This is a genomic window from Sphingomonas kyungheensis (genome assembly GCF_037120395.1).
Lineage (GTDB): Bacteria > Pseudomonadota > Alphaproteobacteria > Sphingomonadales > Sphingomonadaceae > Sphingomonas > Sphingomonas kyungheensis.
In genome coordinates this window covers 644,142-655,754 of sequence record NZ_JBBBDM010000003.1, presented here as the reverse complement: position 1 = coordinate 655,754, position 11,613 = coordinate 644,142, and the positions used below count along the sequence as shown (strand labels likewise).

At 71.3% G+C, this 11,613-nt stretch carries 10 protein-coding genes; 1 reads left to right on the top strand and 9 read right to left on the bottom strand.

All coding sequences use genetic code 11. The annotated features are described in order from the left end of the window. Positions 1 to 168: 168 nt before the first annotated feature. The 5 genes from V8201_RS10795 to V8201_RS10775 form a co-directional block, all read right to left on the bottom strand. Positions 169 to 1,143 (bottom strand): SDR family oxidoreductase, encoded by a 975-nt coding sequence (locus V8201_RS10795; RefSeq protein ID WP_336545286.1) that lies wholly within the window; start codon positions 1,141 to 1,143, stop codon positions 169 to 171. 71 nt (positions 1,144 to 1,214) lie between these two features. Beyond that, positions 1,215 to 2,267, bottom strand: coding sequence for a lipocalin-like domain-containing protein (locus V8201_RS10790; RefSeq protein ID WP_271299010.1), 1,053 nt, complete (start codon positions 2,265 to 2,267; stop codon positions 1,215 to 1,217). After that, positions 2,267 to 4,780 (bottom strand): FtsX-like permease family protein, encoded by a 2,514-nt coding sequence (locus tag V8201_RS10785; protein ID WP_336545285.1) that lies wholly within the window; start codon positions 4,778 to 4,780, stop codon positions 2,267 to 2,269. Before V8201_RS10785 ends, V8201_RS10790 begins: the two co-directional genes overlap by 1 nt. Then, positions 4,773 to 5,480 (bottom strand): ABC transporter ATP-binding protein, encoded by a 708-nt coding sequence (locus V8201_RS10780; protein WP_336545284.1) that lies wholly within the window; start codon positions 5,478 to 5,480, stop codon positions 4,773 to 4,775. Before V8201_RS10780 ends, V8201_RS10785 begins: the two co-directional genes overlap by 8 nt. A 29-nt stretch (positions 5,481 to 5,509) precedes the next feature. Next, a complete protein-coding gene (locus V8201_RS10775; protein ID WP_336545283.1) occupies positions 5,510 to 6,133 on the bottom strand; it encodes a class I SAM-dependent methyltransferase in 624 nt (207 codons plus the stop codon). Positions 6,134 to 6,288: 155 nt separating this feature from the next. Between V8201_RS10775 and V8201_RS10770 the strand changes: the two genes are divergently transcribed. Next, positions 6,289 to 7,347, top strand: coding sequence for a spore photoproduct lyase family protein (locus V8201_RS10770; RefSeq protein WP_336545282.1), 1,059 nt, complete (start codon positions 6,289 to 6,291; stop codon positions 7,345 to 7,347). A gap of 49 nt (positions 7,348 to 7,396) precedes the next feature. Here the strand turns inward: V8201_RS10770 and V8201_RS10765 are convergent, their stop codons facing one another. From V8201_RS10765 to V8201_RS10750, 4 genes are read right to left on the bottom strand one after another with little or no spacing between them, the layout of a single operon-like run. Then, complete coding sequence (locus tag V8201_RS10765) at positions 7,397 to 8,086, bottom strand: PIG-L deacetylase family protein (RefSeq protein ID WP_336545281.1); 690 nt, start codon at positions 8,084 to 8,086, stop codon at positions 7,397 to 7,399. Next, entirely contained in the window at positions 8,083 to 9,297 is a 1,215-nt protein-coding gene (locus tag V8201_RS10760) for a glycosyltransferase family 4 protein (protein ID WP_336545280.1), read from the bottom strand. Before V8201_RS10760 ends, V8201_RS10765 begins: the two co-directional genes overlap by 4 nt. After that, positions 9,294 to 10,124: a sugar phosphate isomerase/epimerase family protein gene (locus V8201_RS10755; RefSeq protein ID WP_336545279.1), complete on the bottom strand. Its 831-nt coding sequence runs from the start codon at positions 10,122 to 10,124 to the stop codon at positions 9,294 to 9,296. Before V8201_RS10755 ends, V8201_RS10760 begins: the two co-directional genes overlap by 4 nt. Further along, entirely contained in the window at positions 10,121 to 11,608 is a 1,488-nt protein-coding gene (locus tag V8201_RS10750; protein ID WP_336545278.1) for a YcaO-like family protein, read from the bottom strand. The genes V8201_RS10755 and V8201_RS10750 overlap by 4 nt, the downstream gene beginning before the upstream one ends. Between the last annotated feature and the right edge of the window lie 5 nt (positions 11,609 to 11,613).

Sequence of the window (11,613 nt, the reverse complement as noted above, 5' to 3'; positions counted from 1 at the left end):
GGGAAGCGGCAATTGTCCTACCAAATGTTCCTGTAGTGGGTTGTGTCCGATCAACCTGCTACGTGCGGCCAGATGAGGCGGCGGCGTCGGCCAAGCCGGTCCGCCCGCGTCACCGCGGGACGTCGGTAGAGCGTGCGCCGCGAGACGCTCGGACGCGGCTATGCGCGCTCAGCGTCTCCGCCACAGCAGGCCGCCGACCACCGCGAGCCCGACAGCCGCCCCGACGCCTGCCGCAGTCGCAGCCTTGCGGCGTCGCTCCGGATGGCGGCGGCCGCCCTCGATGCCGCTCGGCGCGGCGGGCGGATCGAACAAGGTGCCGCTGCCGTCCTCGCCGGGCGCGGCCTTTCCGTTCCAGCTGTCCATGAAGCCGTTCATCATCGCGGCGGCGAGGTTGGGGACGAGGAACTGGCTGACCTTCAGCGCCAGGGCGGGGGCGCCGATCGCCGTGGTGTTGCGGGGATGATCGGCGAGGCGCACCACCGCCTTCGCGACCGTCGCCGGGGCGAGCGAGCCCGGCGGCAGCGACAGCGCCGCCCCGGTGTAATTGGCGGCGTGATCGATGCCGGGCGTGTCGACGAAGGTCGGATAGACATCGCAGACATGGATGTGCGGGCGCTTCGACAGCTCGCCGCGCAGCGCCTCGCTGAACCCGCGCAGGCCGAATTTGCTCGCCGAATAGGCCGCGGCATAGGGCGTCGCGACGAAGCCGCCGACCGAGATCATGTTGATGAAGATGCCGTAATCCTGCGCCAGGAAGATCGGCAGCACGGCATGCGCGTCGTTCATATGCCCGACGAGGTTGGTGGCGATGACCTGCGCGTGCTCGGCGATCGGCACGTCTTCGTAGCGGCCGACGACGCCGACCCCGACGTTGCTGAACCAGACGTCGATCCCGCCGAGCTGCTCGCGCGCTTCGGTCGCGAGCCGTGCCACGGCCCCGGCGTCGGTGACGTCGACGACCCGAACGACCGCCTCACCTCCCGCGGCGCGACAGCGGTCGGCGATCGCCTCGAGGCCGTCCTGCCCGCGGGCGGCGAGCATTAGCCGCGCGCCGCGCTCGGCGAACGCCACCGCGGTGGCCGCGCCGATGCCGCTGGAGGCACCGGTGATGACGATCCGTTTCGCTATCGTGCTGTCGGTCACGCTATATCCTCGCTGAGACGTCACCAAGCGGGACGATCGGTCGCGCGCATCGTTCCGGGCGGCGGCTTTGGCTACATCGTCAGCGGCGTGGTATAGCCGGTCAGCTCCAGATAGCCCCGTCCGCCGTCGGTCCGCACGGCGCCCTCCCAATAGATCGGCTGACCGGCGGCGCGCGCATCGACCTCCTGATCCGGGAAGACCGGGCGGAGCGGAAAGGCGCGGATGCCGCCGGGCAGCCGTATGCGCAGCATCTGCGCGACCGGATAGCGGGCGCCGGTCCGGGCCGAGCGCCACGTCGCGGTGGGCGAGAAGGCGACATCCGCGGGGGACAGCCGGGTCATGCGCCCATCGGCGCGGCGATAGGAGCCGCCGGCCCATAATATGCCGCCGCCCTTGCGGCGGATGCGGAAGGCCATCAGCGCACCGCCATCGTCGAGGTTGAGCCCGGTCCAGTCCCAGCCGGCAGCGTCACTGGCGAGATAGTCGGACGACCATTCCCGGTCGAGCCAGGCCTCGCCCCGCAGCCGCTCGGTCCGGCCTGCGCGGACGACCGCCCCCGTCACCGCGAGATGCGGCATGGAGTAATAATAGCTCGCCTGTTCGGGCTTCGGCCCCTTGCGGCTGTACCCGTCCTGCCCCTGCGGCAGCGGCTGCTGCGTCGGCCGGAAGGTCAGGTCGAGCGCGAAGTCGCGGCCGCCCACCCGACTGGCGAAGCGGCCATCGGCCAGCCGGCGGAAGGTCCAGCCGTTGAGCCGCACGTCCGCATCGCCGGTCGCCGCACCCGCGAGCCCGAAGCCGGCGCGCGCGGCGCGCTCGGCGTGGAGGATGTGGCCGACCCGCGAATCCGACAGGGCCGCATGGGCAAAGATCACCTGACGCGCGGCGAAGCGGCTGGGATTGTCGCCGGCGGCATGCGGATTGACGCGGAAGAAGGTGATCTGGAAGCCGATGTCGCGGCCGTCCTCGCCCTTCAGCCAACCGGTGACGTACCACCATTCGGTGCGGAACGCGGGGTGCGCGCCGTGGTCCGCGGGGAAGGACAGGCGGATGCCGGGACGCACCACGGGATAGGGCGCCGGCGCCGCCAGCCCGGCGGCGGCGGCCAGCGCGAGGAGCGCGCGCATCACCAATCCTCCCTCACCGCGGCGACCGCATCGCCGGCGGTCGCGCGCCGGCCGGCCAGCATCGCGGTCAGCGCCGCCGCGCCGGTCAGCGCCGCCGTGACCCCGGCGATCGTGCCGACCGGCCAGAGCGTCGTCATCGTCCAGTTGAACGACTGCGGATTGACGACATGGATCAGCACCTGGCCGAGCAGCGCGCCGAGCGCGACGCCGGCGACCGCGCCGATCAGCCCGAGCAGCGCGCCCTCGCTCGCCAGCATCGCGGTCACCTGTCCGCGGGTCAGGCCGAGGTGGCGGAGCATGCCGAACTCCTTGGATCGCGCGATCGTCTGCGCCGACATCGTCGCCGCGACCCCTGCGAGGCCGACGAGGATCGCGACCGCCTCCAGCACATAGGTGATCGCGAAGCTGCGATCGAACAATTGCAGCGCGAAGCGGCGCAGCGCGGCGGGCTCCGCGATCGACACGCCCGCAGGCAGCACCGCCGCCGCCGCGCGGCGCACCGTCGCGATATCGGCATGCGGGGGGAGGGTGATCGCCGCCTCGTCGCGGCCGCGGTCGCCGGTCAGGCGGACATAGTCGCCATCCCGGATCACCAGCGCACCCTGCTGGCGGGCATAGTCGCGCCAGACGCCGGCGACGAAGAAGCGCGCCGGTCGACCGCCGATCGGAAGCTGCAGCGTGCGGCCGGGCGACCAGCCGTAGAGCCGCGCCGCGGGCTCCGACACCCAGACCGGCGTCGCGCCGGCGGGTACCGCCGCCCGGTCGAGCAGCACGAGCAGCGGGTCGCCGGCATCACCGCGGACCGGCCGGGCGATCAGCGTCACCGGCGGGCGGTCCGCCGCGACCGTCAGCGGCAATTGGCGACTGAACGCCACCCGGCCGATGCCGGGGATCGCCGCGATCCGGCGTTGCGTCGCAGGATCGAGATCGCCGCTTTCGGCGCGCAGGTACAGATCGGCCGACAACACCTGTCCGAGCCAGCTGTCGACGGCGCCGCGGAAACTGGTCACCATCGTCGCCATCGCGATCATCAGCGCGGTGGAGGCGACGATCCCGCACAGAGCGATCGCCGCCTGGCCCGGCGCACCCTGCACGTGGCGGATCGCCAGCAACCGCGGCACCGACGCGATCTCACGCTCCCGCCACGGCCACAGCAGCCAGCGGACCAGCCACGGCACGCCGGCGACGCCACCCGCGAGGAGCAGCGCCATGCTGACGAAACCGAACACCGGCAGGCCGCCCACGGCCGGCAGCAGCGCCGTGCCGCCGCCGGCGAGCAACAGCACGAGCGCCGGTCGCCACGGCACCGGGGCGCGCGGATCGAGCACGTCGCCGGCATTCTTGAGCGCCGCGGCGGGCGCCGCCCGTGCCGCCGCACGCGCCGGCAGGATGCTGCCGAGCAAGGCCGCCGCCAGGCCGAGCGCGAAGAAGGTCGCGGCGGCGACCGGCTGGAACACGACCCGCGCGGTGCCGCCGCCGAAATAGCCGCCGCCGAGGTCGCCGCCGAACAGGCGCAGCGCCGCCGACGCCATCGCATAGCCGGCGATCAGGCCGAGCGTCGCGCCGACGAGGCCGATGATGATCCCCTCCAGCGCCACCGCGGCGACGATGCCGCTGCGGGGCAGGCCGAGCGTGCGCACCAGCGCAAAGGCGCGCAGCCGACGGGTCACCGAGAGCGTCTGCGCCGAAAAGACCAGAAAGCCGCCGGTCAGCAGCGCGACGAGCGCGAGCATGTCGAGATTGACGCGATAGGCGCGGCTGAGCGCGTCGCCTTGCCGCGCCTGACTGTCGTCCGACACGATGGTCGCGTCCGCACCGATCAGGGCGGGCAGGGCGCGCTCGGCGGCGCTGCGGTCGGCGAGCTTGAGGTCGAGCCGGTCGATCCGCCCGAGCCGGCCGAAGCGCCATTGCGCCGCGGCGATATCGATGGTGCCGAGCGCCTGACCGGCCGCCGCGCCGGGCAGCGTGCCGGCGACGCGCAGGCTCACGGTGCGGCCGTTGGCGGTGACGGGCAGGCGGTCGCCGACGCGGGTCCGGGTCGCGGTCAGCGCGGCGCGTGACAGGAACAATGCATCGTCGGCGAAAACGGCGTCGCTGCGTGCGTCGGGTCCGGTGGGCCGCGTGCCGATGAGGCTGGGCGTCACCGCGGCGGCGCGGATCACGTCGAGGCCGAGCAGCGTGAACCGACCCGACCCGACCCGCGCCGACAGGCTGATCACCGGGCTCGCATCCGTCACGCCCGGCGCGGTCGCGATGCGGGGATAGCGGCGTTCGTCGAAGCCGAGCGGGGTGCGGGCGCGGACCTGGAGGTCGGCGGCGCCGTTGACACCGGTCACCGCCTGCTCGAACGAGGCGAGCGCCGAGCCGTTGACGAGATGCACCGCGAAGCCGAGCGCGACGCCGACGGCGATCGCCACGGCGGTGGCGGCGAAGCGACCCGGATGCCAGCGCCATTCGCCGAGGACGAGCCAGGCGAGCGCCAGCCGCGAGCGGAGCAGTCCCGCCTCAGCCATCCACGGCCACGAGCGGCTGCTCGACCAGGCCGTGTGCGGTGAGCCGGAGCACCCGGTCGGCGACCGCGGCGGTGGCCACCGAATGCGTCACGATCACCGCCGCCGCGTCTCGCGAGCGCACCGCGCGCGCGAACAGGTCGAGGATGCGCGTCGCGGTATCGGGATCGAGATTGCCGGTCGGCTCGTCGGCGAGGATCACCGCCGGCCGGTGGACCAGCGCCCGCGCGATCGCGACCCGCTGCAACTCGCCGCCGGACAGATCGCGCGCATAGTCGCGGCCACGATCGGGGAGGCCGACCTCGCCGAGCATCGCGCGCGCCTGATCCCGAGCAGCGGCGGCGTCCGGCGAGATCAGCGCGAGTGGCAGTGCGACATTCTGTTCGAGGGTCAGATACGGCAGGATGTGGAAGGCCTGGAAGACGAAGCCGATCCGCTCGCGGCGCAGGCGGGTGCGCGGCGCTTCGGCCAGACCGGCGAGCGCGATGCCCTCGATTCGGACCTCGCCCGCATCGGCATCATCGAGCCCGGCGAGGATGTTGAGCAACGTCGATTTGCCGACGCCCGAATCGCCGGTGATCGCGACGAGCTCGCCCGGCGCCACCGCCATCGACAGGTCGTGGAACAGCCGGCGGTCGCGCCCCACCGTCTTCGCCAGCCCCAGCGTCTCGATCGCATGCATCGTCACAAAACGGTCCCGCATCGGCTTCGGTCCAGACGGTCCATAGACGGTCAGGCGCGCCCGTCGACCGCGATCAACGGATCGCCGGAGCGCCCGTCCGCCAGGACCAGCGGCCGGATGTCGTGGAAGCCGGCCGTCTCCATATAGAGCCGGATGAGCGCGGCCTGACCTTCCATGTCGAGGTGGCGCCAGACCGCCACCGCCTTGGTGGGAAAGCAACGGTTCGAGTAGCTGGCGACGACCATGCCACCCGGGCGCAGCAGCCGCCGCAGCTCGCGAAAGACCGTCAGCGGCCGTTGAAGATACTGGACGCCGACGCAGATCAGCACGGCGTCGAAGTTGTCATCGGGCTCGGTCAGCCGGGCATCACGGTTGAGGTCCTGGACGAACCAGCGGGACAGGCGCGGGTTGGCGGCGAGCTCAGCGGCGTTCATGCCGTGGCCGACGACGTCGAGGTCGAGCGTCTCGGGCAGATGGCTGATCCAGCTCGACATCAGGTCGAGCACGCGATCCCCCGGCGCGAGCAACGCGGCATAATGGCGGGTGAGCGCGGCGATGGCGCCCGCGTCGATATGCGTGACGAGGCGCGGGTCGGCGTAGAAGGCAAGATCGCCCCCGTCGTCCTGCTTGTCGAAGGCATGCGCGGGCAGGCCCAGTTCCTCAGCGTCGCTCACAGCGTCTCCCGGTCTTCGCGTATTAGCGCGCGGTCGGCTGCGGAGCTGGCCGGGCGGCATCCATAGGTTCGAGACGCAGGCCGACCTGCAACGTTCCGCAAGCCCTGCACCCGGTGGCTTCCCGGACTGCGCGTTCCCATATCCGGGCGATGGCGTTGCCGCGGACCCTGATCGACCCGAAGCTCATCTATCTGGAACCGGCGGTGCGCGACTATTCGCGCGGTCGGCAGGTGCTGGCACGCTTTCCCGATGCGGAGCTGGTCGAGGTGGCGAGCCACTGGAAGATCCCGCAGCTCGCCGACCCGGCGCTCGCCGGGGACTGGCTGCGCGTCAAACGCGAGATCCTCGTGCTCGGCGTCAAGAAGGGCATGGCGATGCGGCCGAACGGACGCTCCGCCGATTTCATCGCGCCGTCGTCGTCGAACGGCTGCGCGATGGCCTGCGCCTATTGCTACGTCGGGCGTCGGAAGGGCTATGCCAATCCGATCAGCGTCTTCGTCAACATCGACGATGTGACGCGGGCGCTCGCCCGCCATGCCGCCAAACTCGGGCCCAAGCCGAAGCCCGACACCATCGATCCGCGCGACTGGGTCTACGACCTCGGCGAGAATGGCGACCTGTCCGTGGACGCTTCGCTGTCCGACAATGTCCGCGACCTGGTGACCGCGTTCCGGGGCATGCCGAACGCCAAGGGCTCGTTCGCGACCAAATACGTCAATCGTGACCTGCTCGACTATGATCCGCAGGGCCGCACCCGCATTCGCTTCAGCCTGATGCCGGAGACGATCGCGAGGGTGGTCGATGTCCGCACCTCGCCGATGAGCGAACGCATCGCCGCGATCAACGACTTCGTCGCGGCCGGCTATGAGGTGCACGTCAATTTCTCGCCCGTCATCGTCCACGAGGGGTGGGAGGCGGAATGGAAGGCCTTGTTCGCCGAGCTGGAGGCGGCCCTGTCGCCCGCGGCGCGGGCACAGCTCAAATGCGAGATCATCTTCCTCACCCACAATGACGGGCTGCACGACCTCAACCTCCGCTGGCATCCGCGCGCCGAGGACTGGCTGTGGCGGCCCGACATCCAGGAAGCCAAGTGGAGCCAGTCGGGCATGCGCAACCTGCGCTACAAGGCGGCGTGGAAACGGCAATGGCTCGACCGCTTCCTCGGCTGGCTCGACGCGGCGCTGCCGTTCTGCGAGGTCCGCTACGCTTTCTGAAAAAGGCCGATCGACCGCGCCGGCACGATGGCGTGGCCGCAGCGCCGTCCTAGCCAGAGCCATGGAGGCGTTCTTCCGCGACCGCGGCGGTGGCGGCCTGCAGGTCCGCGATCGAGCCGAATTGGAACGACACCTGCGATACATAGGCCGCGCACATCGCGAGCCGGTCGGCGCGATCCTGCTCGGTCAGTGTGTGGCGCAATCGCACCGTCTCGTCGGGTGCGGCGGCGGCGCGGCGAAGATAGGGCCAATCCTCCCAGAGCAGATGGTCCGCGCCGGTCGCGGCGAGCGCGTCGCGGACCACCCAATGGTCGACGTGATCGCCGATCGCGAGCGGACCGAGCAGCCGATCGGGCGCCAGTCGCTCGATCTGCTCGCCGAGCGCGACGGTCAGCGGCGCGAGCAGCCCGTCGTCGCTCCGCCGGTCGGCGAACAGGGCGGGGGCGCTGGCATAGCCGCGGTGCGGCGCCTCGAGAAACGGCAGGTGCACCGCCTCGGCGCCGATCACGGCGCAGGCATCGCGATCCTCGCCACGACGCAGCGCCATATAGTCGATGTCGGCGGAAAGGCCTTTGTCGAGCTGACAGGCGAGCGCGAAGCCGGTCGGCTGCGCGACATTGCCGGTGAAGCAGGTGACGATGGTGACGCGGTCGCCGGCACGCGCCCGCGCGGCGAGATACCCGCCGACCGAGAAGGCGGCGTCGTCGAGGTGCGGCGAGATGGCGACGATATGGGTCACAGCAGGTGCGGCTCCGCGCGAAAACGGCAGGGCTCGAGCGGTATCGCGGCGCTGACCCCGGCCGGCGGCGGCGCGGCGCGCACCCTGTCGTAGATCGCCATGATCTGCCGGCCCACCGTGTGCCAGCTGTAGGTCCGCCGGCATTCGATCAGCGCCGCGTCGGCAAGCCAATGGCGCAGGCCCTCGTCGTTGACGAGGCGGGAGAGCGCGGCCGCCTGCGCCCCGACATCGCCCGGCTCGATCAGCAGGCCGTTCTCCCCGTCGCGGATGCAATCGACGACGCCGACCGACCGGCAGGAGAGGACCGCCTGTCCGCTCGCCATCGCCTCGAGGATCGTATTGGAGAAGCCCTCCGCATAGGTCGGCGAGACGAAGACGTCGTGATCGCGATACAGGGCGGGAACGGTGTCGTAATCGGCATAGCCGCTGAAGGTCACGCGGTCGGCGAGGCCGAGGTCCGCGGCGAGCGTGCGGGCGGCGTCATAGTCCGGGCCGATCCCCGACACGGTGCACCGCCACTCGCCTTGGACGGCGCGCAGGGCGTGGAGCATGTCGAGCACGCCTTTGCGGCGATCGACGCGGCCGTGATAGAAGAGGCGGACCGGCCCGTCGGCCGGTCGCGGCGCTGCGGGCGGGGTAAAGCGCTCGGTATCGACCGCGCCGGGCACGATCGTGAAGCGCGCCAGCGGTGTGCCGAGCCGCGCGTGCACCTCCTGCGCGAAGCTGGTGCCGCCGATCAGCAGCGCATTGGCGTGGGCGAGTACCCGCTCCATCGCGATCCGGTGCGTGGTACAGCACGATCCCACCCAATGGCCGTCGCCGCCCTGGATCGAGACGACGCAGGGCAGGCCGAGCGCCTGCGCGGCGAGCAGGGTCGCCCAGCCGGTGGGATAGCCATATTGCGCGTGCAGCACGTCGAACGGCGCACGCGTATGTTCGGCGGTGATCGCCGCGACGATCGCGTCGACGTCCCGCTCGAAATCGCCGCCCGCCTGTTCGCCGAGCGCTTCCAGTCCGACGACGCGCACGCCCGCGACCGCCGGCGGCGGCCCGCCGCCGTAGACGCGCGCGCGCGCCGGATCGCCGTAGAATTGGCTGATCATCGTCACGTCGTGACCGGCCGCGACGAGCTGGCGCAGCAGGTTGATCGCATAGATCGACATGCCCGAGATCGCGGGAAAGAAGCGGCGCGAGACGAAGCAGATCCTCACGCCGCGATCCCCCGCAGATAGGCGATCGACTGGGGAATCGCGGCATGCGCCCGCGGACTCTCCCGCGACAGCTCGACGCAGACAAGCCGGTCGAAGCCGATCGCCTCCAGCGCCGACAGCACCGCGGGCACGTCCATGTCGCCCTCGCCGAACGGCAGATGGGTATGATCGCCGCGCCGCATGTCCTCGATCGCGACCGTGCCGATCCGGTCGGCATAGCGACGGATCGCCTCGGCGGGCTCGATGTCCTGCGTCACCAGGCAGTGGCCGGTGTCGAGTGCCAGCCGCAGGTGGGGATGACGCTCGGCCAGCGCCGCATATTCGCCGACCGTCTCGATCAGCATGCCGGGCTCCGGCTCGAAGCTCGCCTCGACGCCGACCGCCTCGGCATGGTCGAGGACGCGGTCGAGACCCTCGTCGAGCCACAGGCGCGCCTGCTCCCGCCCGACGCCGGGCTTCGGCACCCCGGCCCAGAAAGACATGGTCTCGCTGCCCAGCCGCGCCGCGACGTCGAGTGCGCGGCACAGGAAGGCGACGCGCCGGGCGCGCCCGTCCGCCGTCGCGGCGATCAGCGTGGGTTCGTGCTTGTCGCGCGGATCGAGCAGATAGCGCGCGCCGGTCTCGATCACGCTGCCCAGCGCAAGCCGGTCGAGCAGATCGGCGACGCGCGCCGACTCGCGCTCCCAATCGGGTGCGAAGGGATCGAGGTGGTGATGGTCCAGCGTCAGGGCGACGCCGGCATAGCCCGCGTCGGCGATCAGCCGCAGCGCATCGTCGAGCCGGTGATTGGCGGCGCCGTTGGTGTTGTAGGCATAGCGCAGGCTCATGCCGGCGCTCCCCGCCAGCCGACGTGATGCGCCTCCGGCTCGCGATAGAGCGGGTAGAGCGGCCCGACAAGGCGATCTGCCGCCTCGGTATCGAACAGCGGATGGCCGAGGCGCTCGGCATCGGCGGCGGGCAGGCGGATGCGCTGCAACGCCGCCCCGGCCTCACCGAACTGGATCAGCGGCGAGTCCATCGCCAGCAGCTTCTCGGTGTTGCGCGTGCCGATGCGGTAATAGCTCATCGTCTCGACCTCCATGCCGGGGACGATCACCTTGACCACGCTGACCGCGCGATCGTCGGGCGACATGTCGACGTAGAGGACGTCGAACCCCGCTGCCTCGACCGCGGCACGCGCGGCTGCGGCGCGGGCATGGCCGTCCGGCGCGGGCGCGGAGGGCAAAGCGGAGAAGGTGTGGCGCGACCGTTCGGAGAGGACGCTGTCGCCGAGCCAGTCGCGCAGCGTCGCCCCATCCTGCCGCGTCCATTCCTGCATCGCGGTGAAGGCGCGCGGGTCGCTCGATTTCGCCGCGCCGCCGGCCTGCGCCATGAAGCGACGGACATAGCCGTCCGGCGCGACGGTCTCGACCAGTGCGCGCGGGCCGTGGGCGAAGGCCTTGCGTGCGCGGCTGGCGGCATATTCGGTCAGGCACTTGTCCAGCGCGGCGGTGCGATCGGGGTGGCAGGCCTCGCCGCACGCCGTCACCATGATCGGCGCGGCGGGTTCGCCGCGCGTATCGACGCCGACGCAATAGAGATTGGGCAGACCATATTGGTCGGTGGCGAATTTCGGCATCGCGCGGATACCCGCCGCGTCGAACCGGGCGAGGATCGCCTGCGTCGCGGGCGGCAGCGGTTCGTCGAGATCGAGCATCACGCCCTGGTCGAGCGCGCGGAACAGCAGGCCGTTGCCGTCGCGTTGCAGGATCTCGCACAGGCCGTGGCCGATCGCCCAGTCGAGATCGGGACCGGCGCCCATACCGTTCGAGATGATCGTGGTGAACGGCACGTAGCCCGGCGCCAGTTCCTTCGACGAATACGCCGCGAGGTCGATCGGCACGAGCACGGTCGAGCCGTCCGCCCAGCGCTTCGCCTCGACCCAGTCGAGTTCGCTGTCCCAGTCGACCGGCGATCCCGCGGGCAGGCCGAGCGTCAGCGGGTCGGCGACCGCGCGGCTCCCGAGGGTACGGACGAGATCGGCGTAGCTGCCCCGCGTCTTCGCCCGGCGGGCGAGCGTCAGCGTCGGCCAGACCATCTCCGCGATCTCGCCGAGCCCGCCGAGGATCGCGGCCTCGTCGGTCGCGCCATAGCCGACGCCATAGGGCATGATCCCCGAGAGAGCCGGATCGTCCGGGAAGAGGGCGACCACCCACACCGGCAGGCCGAGCCGGTCGAGCGCGTGGATCGGGAAGGCGACCACGTCGCCCTTGGGAAAGGCGGCGAGATACCGCTGCGCCGCGGGGCCGAGGTCGGCCGGCATTCCGGTCATTCGCG